This window comes from Myxococcus xanthus (assembly GCF_006402735.1).
GTDB classification, from domain to species: Bacteria; Myxococcota; Myxococcia; order Myxococcales; family Myxococcaceae; genus Myxococcus; species Myxococcus xanthus_A.
The window spans coordinates 7,503,485-7,518,290 of record NZ_CP017174.1 but is presented as its reverse complement, the minus strand read 5'-3'; the positions used below and the strand labels follow the sequence as shown (position 1 = coordinate 7,518,290).

The 14,806-nt window shown below is 71.2% G+C and carries 12 protein-coding genes; 5 read left to right on the top strand and 7 right to left on the bottom strand.

Annotated elements, in window-relative coordinates:
* The first annotated feature begins 1 nt into the window (after position 1).
* Positions 2-274, top strand: coding sequence for a hypothetical protein (locus BHS09_RS30880; RefSeq protein WP_140799808.1), 273 nt, complete (start codon positions 2-4; stop codon positions 272-274).
* A 444-nt stretch (positions 275-718) separates the two neighbouring features.
* Here BHS09_RS30880 and BHS09_RS30875 read toward each other — a convergent pair whose 3' ends face one another.
* The 4 genes from BHS09_RS30875 to BHS09_RS30860 all read right to left on the bottom strand — a co-directional run bounded on the left by BHS09_RS30875 (position 719) and on the right by BHS09_RS30860 (position 4,828).
* Complete coding sequence (locus BHS09_RS30875) at positions 719-2,398, bottom strand: RluA family pseudouridine synthase (RefSeq protein WP_140799807.1); 1,680 nt, start codon at positions 2,396-2,398, stop codon at positions 719-721.
* A gap of 50 nt (positions 2,399-2,448) precedes the next feature.
* Complete coding sequence (locus tag BHS09_RS30870; RefSeq protein ID WP_140799806.1) at positions 2,449-2,718, bottom strand: hypothetical protein; 270 nt, start codon at positions 2,716-2,718, stop codon at positions 2,449-2,451.
* A gap of 171 nt (positions 2,719-2,889) precedes the next feature.
* Positions 2,890-4,041 carry a THUMP domain-containing class I SAM-dependent RNA methyltransferase gene (locus tag BHS09_RS30865; RefSeq protein WP_140799805.1) on the bottom strand — a complete coding sequence of 384 codons (1,152 nt, stop codon included), beginning with the start codon at positions 4,039-4,041 and terminating at the stop codon, positions 2,890-2,892.
* 34 nt (positions 4,042-4,075) lie between these two features.
* Positions 4,076-4,828, bottom strand: a complete 753-nt coding sequence (locus BHS09_RS30860; protein ID WP_140799804.1) for a lysophospholipid acyltransferase family protein — start codon at positions 4,826-4,828, stop codon at positions 4,076-4,078.
* A 223-nt stretch (positions 4,829-5,051) separates the two neighbouring features.
* Here BHS09_RS30860 and BHS09_RS30855 point away from each other — a divergent pair, with 223 nt between their 5' ends.
* The gene (locus BHS09_RS30855; protein ID WP_174258944.1) at positions 5,052-5,942 is read left to right on the top strand and encodes a ferredoxin reductase domain-containing protein; all 891 of its coding nucleotides are present in this window, start codon (positions 5,052-5,054) and stop codon (positions 5,940-5,942) included.
* Here the strand turns inward: BHS09_RS30855 and BHS09_RS30850 are convergent.
* The 3 genes from BHS09_RS30850 to BHS09_RS30840 form a co-directional block, all read right to left on the bottom strand.
* Positions 5,920-7,548 (bottom strand): sensor histidine kinase, encoded by a 1,629-nt coding sequence (locus BHS09_RS30850; RefSeq protein ID WP_174260602.1) that lies wholly within the window; start codon positions 7,546-7,548, stop codon positions 5,920-5,922. The two genes, BHS09_RS30855 and BHS09_RS30850, sit on opposite strands and share 23 nt — an antisense overlap.
* Positions 7,549-7,787: 239 nt before the next feature.
* Positions 7,788-8,858 carry a TIGR02266 family protein gene (locus BHS09_RS30845; protein ID WP_237079919.1) on the bottom strand — a complete coding sequence of 357 codons (1,071 nt, stop codon included), beginning with the start codon at positions 8,856-8,858 and terminating at the stop codon, positions 7,788-7,790.
* 16 nt (positions 8,859-8,874) lie between these two features.
* The gene (locus tag BHS09_RS30840; RefSeq protein ID WP_002635842.1) at positions 8,875-9,249 is read right to left on the bottom strand and encodes a response regulator; all 375 of its coding nucleotides are present in this window, start codon (positions 9,247-9,249) and stop codon (positions 8,875-8,877) included.
* A gap of 82 nt (positions 9,250-9,331) precedes the next feature.
* Between BHS09_RS30840 and BHS09_RS30835 the strand changes: the two genes are divergently transcribed.
* The 3 genes from BHS09_RS30835 to BHS09_RS30825 all read left to right on the top strand — a co-directional run bounded on the left by BHS09_RS30835 (position 9,332) and on the right by BHS09_RS30825 (position 14,770).
* Complete coding sequence (locus BHS09_RS30835) at positions 9,332-10,732, top strand: M20/M25/M40 family metallo-hydrolase (protein WP_174260104.1); 1,401 nt, start codon at positions 9,332-9,334, stop codon at positions 10,730-10,732.
* 79 nt (positions 10,733-10,811) lie between these two features.
* A complete protein-coding gene (locus tag BHS09_RS30830) occupies positions 10,812-11,708 on the top strand; it encodes a transcriptional regulator (RefSeq protein WP_140799802.1) in 897 nt (298 codons plus the stop codon).
* Positions 11,705-14,770: a serine/threonine-protein kinase gene (locus tag BHS09_RS30825; protein ID WP_140799801.1), complete on the top strand. Its 3,066-nt coding sequence runs from the start codon at positions 11,705-11,707 to the stop codon at positions 14,768-14,770. Before BHS09_RS30830 ends, BHS09_RS30825 begins: the two co-directional genes overlap by 4 nt.
* Positions 14,771-14,806: the final 36 nt, after the last annotated feature.

Genomic DNA, 14,806 nt, shown 5'->3' with positions numbered 1-14,806 from the left:
CATGCGCAACAGGAAGGGCGTGTCTGTCGCGTTGCTGTTCCTGGCGGTTGCGGGTGTCACCCTGACCTCGCAGCGTGAGGCCGTGGATGCGGCCATGGGAGGCGACCCTCTCTGTGTCGCCTCCGCGTCCGCGGAGCGCGCGGCATCGAGGCCGCTCGAGGCGTGTCCCTCGTTCTGTGGGCCGGACCGCGTGGCCGGTCTCACGGCCTGCAATGGCGACGCGGCTTGCCGCAGCGCTTGCCAGGACGCGTACATCGCCTGCTGTGGTTTCTAGGCACGTCGTCGCGCGCTGAACGCGGGCGTCTGCCATGGCGACGCGGCCTGTCGTGGCGCCAGGCTCCGCACATCGCCACCTGTGGTGTCCAGGTGCGCGGCCCGGGATGAATGCGGGCGCCTGTAATAGCGATGCGGCCTGGCACCTCGCTGGTCAGGACGCATGCCTTGCCTGCTGCGGTCGCCAGGTGCTGGTCTTCGCGCTGATAGCGGGGGCCCCACCGGGGCAGTGACAGGGACGCACGCCTCATTGAAGTCACCGCCTTTGAGGGGGGCGTCCCCAGGGAGGGGCTCTGCTTCGCGTGCCCGGGAACGGTGGATGCGCAGAGGGGGCGGCGCGTTCGAACAGCGAGGTCGGGACCTCTCACCCAGGGCCCGCGTCGATGGTGCTCCGGGCGTCGCGGCGCCCTCGTGCGGCGCAGGCTGGCGGTCGAGATACGCGAGGTCAGAAGGGCGCCGGCCGCTCCAGCGTGATGCGCTGTCCCGTGACAGGGTGCTGGAACGACAGGGCCTCCGCATGCAGATGCAATCGGGGACCCGGGTGGCCATAGAGGCGGTCGCCAACGATGGGTGCGCCAAGGCCGAGCGGATGGGCCGCGTGAACGCGCAGCTGGTGTGTCCTCCCGGTGAGCGGAAAGAGGGCCACCTTCGTGCGGCCGTGGCTGCGTTCAAGCGCGTGCCACTCCGTCACCGCGGGCTTGCCGTGCACGGGGTCATGAATCTGCCGGGGCCGGTCGTCCAGGTCCACGCGCATGGGAAAGTCGATGGTGCCGCGCTCGCCCCGGACGTTTCCTTCGACCCATGCGACGTAGCGCTTGTACACCTCGCGCCCGGCGAACTGGCGCTGCAAGGCCGTGTAGGTGCGCGCGTCCTTCGCCGCGACGAGCAGCCCCGACGTGTCCAGGTCGAGCCGGTGCGCGGGCATCGTCCCCGTCGCTTCCGGAGATCGCGCGCGCAGCCGGGCGAGCACGGAGTCCTCCACCGAGACGTCCTTCGCGGGCAGGGAGAGCAGGCCCTCCGGCTTGTCCACCACCACGAGCCATTCGTCCTCGAAGACGATGTCCAGCCCTCGTGACGGCAGCACGGGCACCGTGAAGGGCCGGGGCGCGGAGACAGGGAGACCGTCCAGCATGTACGGCAGCAGCGGCCCGCACTTGTCCTTGCAAGCGGGGTAGTACGCGCCGGCGGCCCGGCCTCCCGCGGGAGGAGGAGCACCCCACCAGAACTCGGCGAGCGCAAGCGGACGGAAGCCCTGGCTGAGGGCATGTGCCAGAAGCTTGGGCCCGGCGCAGTCCGCCGCGCCCGATGGGGGCTCGCCTCTGGCGTAGAGGCCGCGCAGGTAACGGTGTTCTCCTCGTGCATTGGGCACCACGTAGGTGTCGTGCAGGCGCTTCATCAGCGCACGGCAGACGATGCGCCGCAGTCGCTCCATGGCGCGAAGCCGCCGCTCCATGCGGGCCCGCTGGGGCGCGAGCGCCCGCTGCGCCTCGTCGTGTTCCGCCTCCAGTCTCCGCAATTCCGCCTTGTCCCCCCGGCTTTCCTGGTCGAGCGCATGCAGCGTCGCTCGCTTCGCCTCCTCACTCAGCGAGTCCGAGGCCATGACGTCCGTGCGCCTCGCATGGCGCTGCTTCTTCCGGGCGTCGTGTGTAGCGCGCAGCGCCGCGCGGGCCTCGGTCTGGCGTGCTTGCAGCGCGTCGTGCGCGGTCAGGACGGCGGCGCGCTCGGGGGACTGGCGGAAGGACGCCTCACGGGCCATCAGGCGCTTCACCAGGGCGTCGCCCGCGGGCTCCAGTCGTTCGCGCTCGTCACGGGCGAAGAGGGGAGGCACGAATCCGGGGAGGTCCCATCGGCCAGCAAGCATGCCCGAGAAGGCGCGGAGGAATCCGACACGTCCGTCAGGCGCCTGGACCACGAGGATGCCGAACATCTTTCCACCCTCGGACGTGTCGAGGCACGAGGCCGCAAGTCCAGGCGCGAGATGGCCTTCCCGGAGTTCCCTCTGGAGCCATTCCGCCGCCCGGCGCGCCAGCGCGTGGGGCGCGCCCTCGTCGAAGGGGTTTGGGAATTGCCCGGGGAGTTCGTCCGCGAGGGGCTTCGGCTCGAAGGGCGTGAACCAGGTTTCCACATGCCCGCGTTACCACGGCACGGCGGCACGGCGCATCCGGACGGCCGTCTTCATGGGGGGCCGGCGCGGGTGCCGTCTCGCTCGGCTGTCTCGGCCGCGAAGCCGGCGCGCATCGGCGCATCCAGGTCCTTGCCGTAGAGGAAGACCTCGAACGCATCGCAGTGGAGCACGTCCCGGGGCGCGCCGTACTTCGCCGTGATGGCATCCGGAGCCAGTCCTTGGGTGATGATGAAGGTGTGGTCCGCGTTCCCGCCGCGTCGTTCCAGGTACCAGTCCAGGTTGTTGCCGGTTCGGGTGCCTCGCCGCTCACGGTGGCGCATTTGCCGGGGCCCTGTGGCCTGGCCTCTTCCTGGAGGCCAGGGGGCCGCGCGTTCAGGTCAGCGCACCTCGTTCCGAGGTGGCAGCGGCTCCGAGCCTCGTGCCGCTCGCGCCGATGCAGCAGCGGCTCGGGGCTCGCATCCCTCACGCCGCGGCGGGCGGCGGCCGGGGCCTCACGTCACCCCCGGTCCCGACAGCAGCAGCCGGCACCGCAGCCCGCCGTTTCGCACTGGAAGGCTCGTCGCCCCCGCCAGTCCCAGCGCCTTCATCAGCGGCGCCTCATCCGGAAGGATGACCGCCGCGCGCCACCCCGCGAAGCCCTGGCGCAGCGTGTTCCCCAGCGCCCGGTACAGCGCGGGCAGGTCTTCGGCTTCGCCCACGCGCTTGCCATAGGGCGGATTCACCACCACCAACCCCGGGCCTTCCACGGGGGCCTTCAGCGTCCGCGCGTCTTGCCGCTCCAGCGTGAGCGTCACCCCCGCGCGCCGGGCATTGCGCCGCGCCGTCCCCAGCGAGCCCGCGTTGATGTCGTAGCCATGAATCGCCGCCCCTGGCGCGGGCAGGGCGTCCGCCTCCGCGCGCGCCTTGCGCCCGGCCCAGGTCTGGGCATCGAAGGAGGGGAAGGATTCAAAGGCAAAGGCGCGCAGCAGTCCTGGCGCCCGGCGCATGGCCATCCACGCGGCCTCCACCAGGAAGGTGCCCGAGCCGCACATCGGGTCCACCAGGGGCTGCGTGCCGTCGTAGCCCGCCAGCCGGAGGATGCCCGCCGCCAGCGTCTCACGCAGGGGCGCGCGGCTCACTTCCTGGCGGTAGCCCCGGCGGTGCAGCGCATCCCCGCTGGTGTCGGCGCTCACGGTGAACGCGTCGCCATCCACCCGCACCAGCAATGTCAGGCCCAGGCCTCCGCCCTCTTCATCGAGCGGCCCCGCGCGCTCCACCGAGGGCACGTTCCACGCATACGCCGCCGCGGAGAACACCACGTCGGGCCCTGGCACGCGGGAGCGGTTCAGGCTCACCGACAGCTTCGGTGGCGAGCGGCCATCCCAGACGTGAGACAGGTCCAACTCGGCCAGCCGGTCGGAAAGGGTGTCGGAGTCTCCCGCGCGGAAGTGGCCCACGCGCAGCAGCACCCGGCTGGCGCAGCGAAGGCGCAGGTTGGCGTCCTGGTGCAGGCCGGCCGGGCCCTCCAGCTCCACGCCGCCGTCCACGCGGCGGGGCTTCCAGCCCAGCGCGGAGGCTTCTGCCTCCAGGGCGGGCTCCAGGCCGGGGAGGGTGGAGACAAAGAGCTGTTCGTCGGTGCGGGCGCGTGTCACGGGAGCGTCCATTGTCCGCGTCCCGGCGCGCGCCGCAATGCTTCATTCAGGGCGCGGGGGCGGAAGGCCGCTCCCAGTCCGGGGCCGGAGCCGCGGGAGCGGGGGTATCCGCGTAGAAGCCGCGGTACTCGGGCGGCAGCAGCTCCGCCACCCGGCGCATCATCGCATCCACCAGGGCCTGGCGCGGGTCCTCGGCGCCCGCTACCTCGGCCTCCAGCGCCTCCACGCGGAAGGGCGGGCCGAAGCGCACGAAGACGTCGGCGTTGAAGAGCCGCTCGCCGCCCATGTCCGAGTCGTTGATGGGCATCAGCTTCTCCGTGCCCTGCAACGCCACTGGCACCACGGGCACGCCCGCGCGCTTGGCAATCAGCGACAGTCCCTTCTTCGCCTGGGTGAGGGTGCCCGTGCGGCTGCGCGCGCCTTCCGGGAAGATGAGCACCGACTTGCCGGCCTTGATGGTCTCCAGCGCCCGCCGCATCGCCTCGATGTCGGGCGAGTTGGGCTTGATGGCGATGGTCTCCATCGTCTCCGCCGCCAGGCGCGTCATCACCGTGCTCTTCAGCTTCACTCCGGCCAGGAAGACGACCTTGCGCGGCCGGAAGGCCCGGTCCAGCGTGAAGCCGTCCGCGTTGGACAGGTGGTTGCAGAGAAAGAGGCAGGGTTGGTCCGGGATGTTCTCCCGCCCCAGGACCTTCTCGTTCGCCAGGGTGTCCCAGACGCCGTCCATCAGGGCGCGGACCACCTGCTGGCGGGCGCCTTCTGGCAGCTTCGACATCAGGAAGAAGAGAATGCGCAGCACGTATCGGTCGCCTCTAGCTCAGGGGGGCAGTCGTCCCAGGCCCTCAACGCTCCACCCGCAGATGTAGTTCCGACAAGTGTCGCGCGTCAGCACCCCTCCTGTCCCGGCGCCTCGCCTGCCGGGCGGGCCGTCGTACAGCCAACGCTCATGTGGGACTGGGGGGCGGGACGGTTTTTCCTTCCCCTCTTCCCACCCTCCATGCGGGTTGGCTATGGGAGGGCGCATGAGTCTGGTCGAAGCCCGCGCGTCGCGCGCCAGGAAGCCCGTGGAATACGAGGTCACCGTCGACCACGTGCGGATGGACACGCACGACACGGCGACGCTGTTCCTGGATTTCGGCGGAGTCCCGCTGGATTACAAGGCCGGGCAGTTCCTCAACATCGACCCGCACCAGTTCCCCGCATTGGGCCGCCTGTCGGCCTACCTCCAGGAGCAGAAGGGGCGGAAGGAGCCGCAGCGTTCCTACTCGCTCGCCTCCGCGCCGCACGAGCCGCTGGTGGCCATCACCGTGAAGGACGAGGAGTTCATCCCCGGCCTCACCCGCTATCCGCCGCTCTTGTCGCCCTACCTCGTGCATGGCCGGCTCACCGGCGCGCGGATGAAGGTGATGGCCTTCATGGGGCCCTACGTGCTGCCGGAGGACGTGGAGGAGCGCACCGGGCACGTCGTCCACCTGGTGGCCGGTTCCGGCGCGGTGCCCAACTTCGCCATCCTCAAGGACGCGCTCCACCGGGGGCTGAAGCTGCGCCACACCTTCCTCTTCTCCAACAAGACGTGGGGGGACGTGCTGTACGGCGAAGAGCTGGCCGCCCTGGAGCGCCAGCACCCGGACCGCGTGCGCGTGGTGCACACGCTCACCCGTGAGACGGACGAGTCGCGCTTCGGCGCCGCCGTGCGGAAGGGCCGCATCCACCAGTCCCTGCTGGAGGAGCTGATTCAGGACCGGGACACGTGCCTGGTGTACGCCTGCGGCCCGGCGATTACGCCGTGGGACCGGCGCAAGGCGCTGGAGACGCGCACGCCCTCCACGCCGCGCTTCATGGAGACGGTGCTGGGCCACCTCCACGCGCTGGGCATCGAGGACAAGCGCATCAAACGGGAGACATACGGCTAGGCGCTCGCGGCAGCCACAGCTCGAAGCGAGCACCGCCGCGAGGCCGGCTGCTGGCGCGTACGCTGCCCTCGTGTGCCAGCACCACGCGCCGGACAATGGCCAGCCCCAGCCCCCGTCCATTGGCGCGGGTGAGGAAGAAGGGCTGGAAGACGCGCTGCGGGTCCACATCGGGAATGCCGGGCCCTTCGTCCTCCACCACCAGGCGCACGCCGCCGTCCACGGGCTCCACCGTCATGCGCACCTTGCCGCCCGCGGGTGAGGCCTGCACGGCGTTGCGCACCAGGTGCGTCACCGCCAGCTGGAGCAGCGTCTCGTCACCTTCGAGTGGAGGCGTCTCCGCGGCCTCGTCCACGCTGAAGCGCAGCGTGGGGGCGTCCGGCGGGCCATGCATCTGCCCCAGCGCGCGGCGCACCAGCTCGCCCAACTGCACGGGGCGGGGGCGCGGCTCCAACGGGCGCACCACGTCCAGCAGGTCCCGGACGATGTCCTCCAGCCGGATGGCCTCCTCCTCCAGCATGCCCACCGCGGCCTGGCCCGTGGGCCCCAGGTGGGCCTCGCGGCGCAGCACCGCCACCGCGTTGAGGATGGCGCCCAGGGGATTGCGCACCTCGTGGGCCACGACGCCCGCGGCCTCGCCCAGCACCTCCAGCCGCTCGCGCGCCACCAGCTCGTCCTGGAGCCGGGACACCTCCTCCAGCCGCACCGCGGACGTCTGGTGATGGCGCACGTTCTCCAGCGCGCCGCCCACCAGCTGCGCGAACAGCTCCAGGGTGCTGGCGCCCGCGGGGGTGAGGGCGGGACCCTGCACGGAGAGCACGCCGAACGGATGCCCGTCCACGAGGATGGGCGCGTCCAGCCCGCGCATGTCTGGCGGATGCAGCTGGCACACGGGGCTCCCCCCGTGGGTTGAAGACGGGAAGCGCGCCACGCCAAGCATGTCGTGGTGGAAGGCCGCCTTGCGCCGCTCGAGCACCTCCAGGAAGTGCGGCAGCGCGGCATTCGGAATGCGCACGTCCGCCAGGGGCATGCCGTAGAGCTGCTCGGCCTCGGCGACGATGAAGGGGTTCTGCCGCAGGGGCCCGTACCGGAAGGCGTCGCCGTCCACGTGGATGACGGACACGGAGAAGCCCTGGCGGTAGATGGCGTCCACGGCCGTCTCCAGCACCGACCGCTCGTCGCGGCAGCGCAGCATCGTCGCGGCGGCCGCCACCAACGCCTCCGAGAGGCGCCGCACGGAGTCCTCCGCTTCCGCCTCCAGCAGCACCACCACCAGCTCGTCCGGGTGCGCTCCGGGCGCATGCCTCAGGGCCAGCGTGCGCTGGGGGCCCCTCGCCGGCTGCACGCGCACCCACACGGGCCCTTCGGGCAGCGGCCCACCCCGGACGAGGGATTCGTACAGCGGCTCCACCCAGCCGCGCTCCGCGGGGACGAAGCGGCGGATGCTTTCGGAGAGTGACAGGGCTTCCAGCTCCGCCGCCGGAACGCCCAGCAGGGTAGCGAGCGCCGCGTTGACCCGTAGCACCTGCTCACCGCGGATGAGGGCGGTGGGGAGGGGCATCGCTTCGAGCAGCCGGTATTCGGCGGAGGCGGTGGACACGGCGGTCATCCTCTGGGTCCACCGCCCCGTCCGCAAGGGAACTTCAGCGGAGCCGGCGGCGGCGGACGCAATGGGTTTTCCCGCACCCCGTATGGAAGGGCGAGGGGCAACACTCGGAGGGCACGACGATGAACTTCATGAACCTGATGGACCGCGATGACCTGGAGCTGAAGGCTGTCATGGCCGTGATGGCGGCCTTCGTGATGACGGGCGCCGTCTTCCTGGGACAGATGCTGTAGCGCCTGGCCTCAGGGCTTCTTTTTCAGGTCCTTTGCGCGAGCCAGATACTTCTGAACGAATTCCTTCTCCTCCGGGCGAAGGTGGCTCAGACGCAACCCGTAGCCGCGCGGGTTCTTTCCGTCCTCCAGCGAGTTCTCCCAGATGACGGAGCTGCGGAGCGTCAGCACCCGGGACGGCTCATCGAAGCGCAAGGTGAGCTCCACCAGCGTCCCCAGCCGCAGCGGCTTGTCCGTGGCGATGAACAGTCCGCCCGATGACAGGTTGATGATGCGGTGGTCGGTGAAGATGCCCGCGTTCTGCAGCGTCACCTTCACGTCCGCGTGGATGCGGTCGTCCGAACGCCGCTCCAGGCCGACGAACTCCGCGCTGGAATAGGTGGGCGCCGCCGCGGCCCGGCGCATGGCCGGGGCGGGCGGTGGAGGCGCGGACGGCGGCGGAGCGGGCGGCGGCGGGGCAATGGGTGCCCGCGCCATCACCGGCGCGGCCTGCACGGGGCGCGGCGGGGGCGCGGCGGACACGACGGGCGCGCGCACCGCCGCGGGGGCCGCGTGCACCACCGGCGGGGGCCGGGGCGGCGCGGCCGGCACGACGGGCGGCGGAGGGCGGGGGGCCTGCGCCGCCTGCGTCCAGGTGGCCTCCGCGTCGCGCATGCGGCGCGACAGGAAGTCGAAGATCTCCGCCGACACCTTCTTCAGCTCCGGGTGCGTGTCCGGGGATACGTGGTCCGGCGTGAAGCGCTTGGCCATGCGGAAGTAGGCCAGACGCAGCTCGTCCAGGTTGGCGGTGGGCTTGAGGCCGAAGACTTCGTGGGCCGGCAGGCTCTGCATGGCGCGCATCTGCGCGCGCAGGCGCTCGGCTTGCTGCAGCTCCAGGGAGGGCGAGGGCCGCGCGCTGGCGAACAAGTCGCTCAGCTCGGGCAGCTCCGGCAGGGCGACCCAGTTCGTCCCATCCCGCGAGGCGCGCACCGCGGCCTTCAAGCGTCCGGAGGAAATCAGTTCCCGGAGGGCCTGGAGCGCCAGGGGCCCCAGCACACGTCCGAGATTGTCCGCGACCCAGTAACCGACAGCAGAAGACGACACGCAGACACCCCTGGGGTCAGTGAGCCAGCGCCTGGCGCACTGCCGAGGCGATCTCGAGCGGATGGAAGGGCTTGCCCACGAAGCCCACGGCGCCTGCCGCCATGGCCTGCTCCACGACGGGCTCCGCGTCCATGCTGCTGATGACCAACACGCGCGTGGTGGGCGACACCGTCTTGATGGCGCCCAGGACCTCCAGTCCACTCTTCTTCGGCATGAACAGGTCCAGGAACATCACCGCGGGCTTCTCCCGCGCGGCCACGGCCAATCCTTCCTCACCGTCCGCGGCCTCGAGCAGCCGCAGCTCGATGCCTGTGTCGGCGATGACGTCCTTGAGGATACGGCGCACGAAACTGTCGTCATCGACGAGCAGCAGGGTCGGGGTGTCGGACATGGCCCTGGATGATACTTGGACCGCGCAACATCCGCGCGGGGACATGGCACGCCTGCCCGCCTTTTTGGGTTAAGGGGTGAGCATGTCCACCGACAACGCTCTCTCACACTTCGAGTCGAAGAAGCAGACGTACCTGGAGGACCTCAAGTCCCTCGTCCGGATTCCCAGTGTCTCATTTCCTGGCTTTGATGCGACGCAGGTACGACGCAGCGCGGAAGCGACTGCACGGCTGTTGAAAGACCGTGGTTTTGAAAACGTTCAGCTACTCGAAATCGAGGGCACGCACCCCTACGTCTATGGCGAGGTGCTCAAGGCGCCGGGCAAGCCCACGCTGCTGCTCTACGCGCACCATGACGTGCAGCCCGCGGGCGACGAGGCCGCGTGGAAGAGCCCTCCGTTCGAGCCGGTGGAGCGCGACGGCCGGCTGTACGGCCGCGGCTCGGCGGACGACAAGGCGGGCATCGTCGTGCACACGTCCGCGGTGGAGTCGTGGCTGAAGGGCGCGGGAGCGTTGCCGCTCAACGTGAAGGTCATCATCGAGGGTGAGGAGGAGATTGGCAGCAACTTCCTGGGCGCCTTCCTCCAGGAGCACGCGGCGCTCCTGAAGGCGGACGCCATCGTCCTCACCGACACGTCCAACTTCGACACCGGCCTGCCGTCCATCACCACCGCGCTGCGCGGGCTCGTCACGGTGGACGTGGAGGTGCGGGCGCTGCGGCAGGCGGTGCACTCGGGCATGTGGGGCGGGCCGGTGCCGGACCCCGTCATGGCGCTGTGCCGCATGCTGGCCACGCTGACGCACGAGGATGGCTCCATCGCCATTGAAGGCATCCGTGAGCGCGTGAAGCCGCTGACGGACGCGGAGCGCCAGAGCATCCAGTCCCTGCCCGGAGACGAGGCGCACTTCCGCGCGCAGTCGGGCCTGCTGCCGGGCGCGCAGGTGCTGGGAGGCGGGGCGCATCCGTGGGAGATGAACTGGCGTCAGCCGAGCATCGCCATCAATGCCATCCAGGCCAGCAGCCGCAAGGACGCGCGCAACATCATCTGTGATTCGGCCTGGGCGCGGGTGGGCATCCGCATCGTCCCGGACCTGGAGGCGCGCGACGTGGAGCAGCGCCTGAAGGAGCACCTGCGCAAGGTGTGCCCGTGGGGGTTGGAGGTCCACTTCGACACGGAGGGCGCGTCCGGCTGGTGGTACACGGACCCGTCTCACCCCGCGTTCCAGGCGGCCTTCCGCGCGCTGGAGAAGGGCTACGGCACGAAGGCGGTCGCCATTGGCTGCGGCGCCTCCATTCCCTTCGTGGAGCCCTTCGCGAAGGAGCTGGGCGGCGTGCCCGCGCTGCTCATCGGCGTGGAGGACCCGTACACCTATGCCCATTCGGAGAATGAAAGCCTGCACCTGGGCGACTGGGAGAAGTCCATCCGCAGCGCCATCCACCTCTACGCGGAGCTGGCCGAGGCCCTGAGCGCGCGGAAGGTTTGAGCACCCGGTGACTCCGGGCCCTGGTCTCGTTGAATCGTGGGCTTGATGTATCGTCAGCGTGATGTCAGGAGCGCTTGGGATGCATGGGGCGAACGCGGAGTTCTTCGAGTGGGTGTTGCAAGCCGCTGGCGAGCCGTCCTCCGCTCGCCTCCGTGCGGCGCCGAGTGCCAGGGAGGCCGTGGACCGCGCCGTCTCCCTGGCCGCGGCCCTCCACGCCGCCGCGCCCGAGTCCAAGGCCTTCGCCCAACACCTGGGGGCGCTGCTGTCGCGAGCGGTGGACCCGGTGCTCGCGCTGGAGCGACTGCATGCCAGGGACGTCGCGCTCGCGCTCTCCTGCGCGCAGGGACTGCCAGCGGCCCGTGCGCTCCTGGAGCAGGAGGTCCTCCTCAAGCTGCGCGTTCCCTTGGCGCGCATCCACCCCTCGCCGGTGTTCACGGACGAGGTGTTGCAAGCGCTCCGGGCCAACCTCTTGATGCCTCGCGCGGAGGCGCCGTCCCGGTTGCTCGGCTACGCGGGCGCGGGCCCGTTGCTGCACTGGGTGAGCATCTCCGCGACGCGGCTCGCGCTGCGGATGCGCAAGGCGCTGGGAGAAGAGTCCCACGTCGAGGCCGAGGTGCTCGCCGCACACCCCGCGCCGGGCGGCCTGGAGCTGGGCTTCGTGCGGGAGGAGGCCCGGGGGCATGTGCGTGCGGCCTTTGTCCGGGCGGTGGCCTCGCTGGACGATGAGGACCGGGAGTTGCTGCGGCTGCACTTCGTCGAGCGCCTCTCCCTGGAGCGCATGGGCGCCCTGTTCGACCTGCACAAGTCCACCCTGTCACGCCGGCTCACCGCGGTGCAGTCGCTGCTGGAGAAGCGGACGCGGCGCGCGCTCGCTGAACGCCTGTCGTTGCCCGAGCCGGAAGTGGACAGCGTGATGCGCGCCATCCATGGGCGGCTGGACTTGAGCCTCTCGGGCCTGCTGGAGGGGCGCGAATGAGCTGCCCGGATGAGAACGCACTGTCGGGGTTTGCGAACGGCGCGTTGGACCCGGATGGCATGACGACGGTGCGCCAGCATGTCTCCGGCTGCTCGGAGTGCCGGAGCGTGCTTGCCGCGCTAGGGGGGCTGGAGAATCCTCCCCCGTTGGTTGACACGGGGCTGCTCGTCTCCGGTGCGCGGGTGGGACGGTACGTGGTGCTCGGGCTGCTCGGCGAAGGTGGCATGGGGCGCGTCCATGCCGCCTATGACCCGGAGCTGGACCGCAAGGTGGCGCTCAAGCTGCTGAACCTCGCGAGGCTCGGTGAGGACTCGCTGGCCCAGGCGCGTCAGCGATTGGAGCGCGAGGCCCGCACGATGGCCCGCCTGTCGCATCCCCATGTCGCCCGGCTGCATGACGTGGGCGAGTTCCAGGGACAGCTCTTCCTGGTGATGGAGCTCGTCGAGGGCGGCACGCTCCGGCGGTGGCTGGCGGAGAAGCCGCGCACGCGCCGGGAAATCCTGGCGCGCTTCATCCAGGCGGCGGATGGGCTCGCGGCCACGCACGCGCTGGGCATCATCCACCGCGACTTCAAGCCCGACAACGTCCTGCTGACGCGCGACGGTCAGGTGCGCATCACCGACTTTGGCCTGGCCAACGCCGCGGTGGGACTGGGGCCTCCTCGGGAGGATGCGGCCATCGACTCCGGCGAGGCGCCGCTCACCGTCACGGGGACCTTCCTGGGGACCCCCGCCTACGGCGCGCCGGAGCAGCTTCGCGGAGAGCGGGGGGATGCCCGTTCGGACCAGTTCGCCTTCTGCGTCGCGCTCTACGAGGCGCTCAACGGGCAGCGGCCCTTCGCGGGTGCCACGCGCGAGGAACTCCTGGCGTCCATGCAGCGCCAGGAGGTGCGTCCGGAGCAGCGGGGCGTGCCCTCGTGGCTCAAGGCCGTGGTGCGGCGGGGCCTCTCCGTGGACCCGTCGCGGCGCTTCGAGTCCATGCAGGTGCTGCGAGCCCGCCTCGCGCGGGAGGTGGGGGCCTGGAAGCGCAGCGCGGCCACGGCGGTGCTCGCGGGAGGACTGGTGGGCCTGGGGTTCCTCGTGCTGGGGCCTTCCGCGGCGGCGCCGAGCGAAGCCTGCCAGGGCAGTGAGCGGCACCTCGAGGGCATCTGGGACGCGTCCGTGCGTGAGGCCACGCGTCAGGCCTTCCTGGGGACGGGAGCCCCCGCGGCCGAGGCCTCGTTCCAGGCCGTGGCCTCCACGCTGGAGCAGTGGACGCAGGACTGGACGCGCGCGCATCAGTCCGCGTGCGAGGCGACGCGTGTCTTCGGCGAGCAGTCGGAAGCGGCGCTGGGGCTGCGGATGACGTGCCTGGACCAACGGCTGGGAGAGCTGTCGCGGCTGACGGTGGCGCTCCAGGGCGCGGACGCGCGGACGGTGGAGCGGGGCTTCGGGCTGGGGGCCTCGCTCGGGGGCGTGGGCGGGTGCGCGGACGTGCGCACGTTGCAGGAGGCCGTGTCTCCGCCGGAGGACCCGAAGGCGCGTGCGGAGGTGGACGCGGTGCGCGCGGAGCTCGCGCGGGCGAACGCGGAGAGGCTCGCGGGGCATACCCCCGAGGCGCTGCGAATCGCGCTGGCCGCCCGGGAGCGCGCGCTCGCCACCCATCATCGGCCGCTGGAAGCCGAGGCGCATCTTCTCTGCTCGCGATTGCAGGAGGACGCGGGGGCGTTCGAGGACGCGCGCGAGTCCCTGGTCCAGGGCTCTCTGGCGGCCGAGGCAGGGCGGCATCTGGGCGTGCTCGCGCGGGTGCTGCACTTCCAGGCCTGGCTGCATGGGTACGGAATGGGACGGCCCCAGGAGGCGTGGCCCTTCCTCCATCGCGCCCGGGCATTGGCGGAGACGCTGCGAGACGCCGAGCTGGACACCCTGCTGGACCAGGTGCAGGCGGAGCTCCTGGAGCAGGAGGGCCGCTTCTCGGAGGCCGAGTCGCTGCTACGTGCCTCGCTGGAAACCGCCAGCGCCCGGGGCCAGACGTTCGCGCGCGCGGAGCTGAACGGCCGGCTGGGATTGCTGGCCCGGCAACAGGGGCGGTTGCTGGAGGCGAAGCGTTGGCAGGAGGAAGCGCTGCGCGTCCATGAGAAGCACCACGGGCTGGCGCACCGGGACACGGGACGGGCCCTGTCGAACCTGGGGGGCACGCTGGCCCTCCTGGGGGAGCTATCGAGCGCCGAGGCCGTCCTCAAGCGGGCGCTGGGCATCCTTCGCCAGACGCTGGGTGCGGAGAACCTGTCGGTGGCCCGGACCTTGTCCAACCTGGCCCTCGTCTACTTCGAGCGGGGGCATGGGGCCCAGGCGCGGGAGGCCGCGGAGGAGAGCTGGGCCGTGGCGCTCAAGAGCGTGGCCGCCGACAGCCCGGTGTTGATAGGGGTGAAGTCCAATCGGCTGGGGGTGCTGGGCGAGCAGGGCGAGCGTTTGCCGGAGCTGGAGTATGCCCGAGGCCTCCTGGCGCATCGCGAGCGTGCCTATGGCGCCACCCACCCGGAGGTGGCGCTGGATGCGCACGAGGTGGGCCGGCTGCTGCGTCTCCTGGGGCGTCCGGACGAGGCCCGCGGCTTCCACGCTCGCGGCGTCTCGCTCCAGCGGCCCCTGGCCGACAAGGGGGAGGTGGACGGTTCGGGACTGCGCTACCTGGCGGATGCTCTCCTCTTTTTAGGGCAGGTGGACGAGGCCCGTCGTCACGTGGACCAGGCGCTCGTGGCCATGGAGCGGGACCTGGGGCCTTCGTCGTCCGAGCGCATCGAGGCGCTCCTGCTGCTGGGGGACGTCCATCTCGCGCGAGGTCAGCCCTCCGAGGCCCTGGCGCCACTGCGGACCGCGCTGGCGGACCTCACGGCCCGGCAGGTGGTCTCCGCCCGCGTTCCCAGGCTGCGCCGCCGGCTCGCGCGGGCGCTTCGGTTGACGGGCGCGGTGGAAGAGGCCTGCGGAGAGGCCCGCCGCGCCTGGGAGGAGCTGTCCGTGTGGCGCACGGCCTATGTCCAGGAGACGGCGGAGGCGCGGGCCGAGCTGGGGCACTGTCGCGGGTAGCGGCCGCTGTCATCCAGCGACCGCCACCCTCGCGCC

Excerpts from the sequence above, each read along its gene's own strand:
- BHS09_RS30855 (WP_174258944.1), top strand. The coding sequence starts at position 5,052 with ATGAGTCTGGTCGAAGCCCGCGCGTCGCGCGCCAGGAAGCCCGTGGAA.
- BHS09_RS30835 (WP_174260104.1), top strand. The coding sequence starts at position 9,332 with ATGTCCACCGACAACGCTCTCTCACACTTCGAGTCGAAGAAGCAGACG.
- BHS09_RS30825 (WP_140799801.1), top strand. The coding sequence starts at position 11,705 with ATGAGCTGCCCGGATGAGAACGCACTGTCGGGGTTTGCGAACGGCGCG.
- BHS09_RS30865 (WP_140799805.1), bottom strand. The coding sequence starts at position 4,041 with ATGGACGCTCCCGTGACACGCGCCCGCACCGACGAACAGCTCTTTGTC.
- BHS09_RS30830 (WP_140799802.1), top strand. The coding sequence starts at position 10,812 with ATGCATGGGGCGAACGCGGAGTTCTTCGAGTGGGTGTTGCAAGCCGCT.
- BHS09_RS30850 (WP_174260602.1), bottom strand. The coding sequence starts at position 7,548 with ATGACCGCCGTGTCCACCGCCTCCGCCGAATACCGGCTGCTCGAAGCG.
- BHS09_RS30880 (WP_140799808.1), top strand. The coding sequence starts at position 2 with ATGCGCAACAGGAAGGGCGTGTCTGTCGCGTTGCTGTTCCTGGCGGTT.
- BHS09_RS30840 (WP_002635842.1), bottom strand. The coding sequence starts at position 9,249 with ATGTCCGACACCCCGACCCTGCTGCTCGTCGATGACGACAGTTTCGTG.
- BHS09_RS30870 (WP_140799806.1), bottom strand. The coding sequence starts at position 2,718 with ATGCGCCACCGTGAGCGGCGAGGCACCCGAACCGGCAACAACCTGGAC.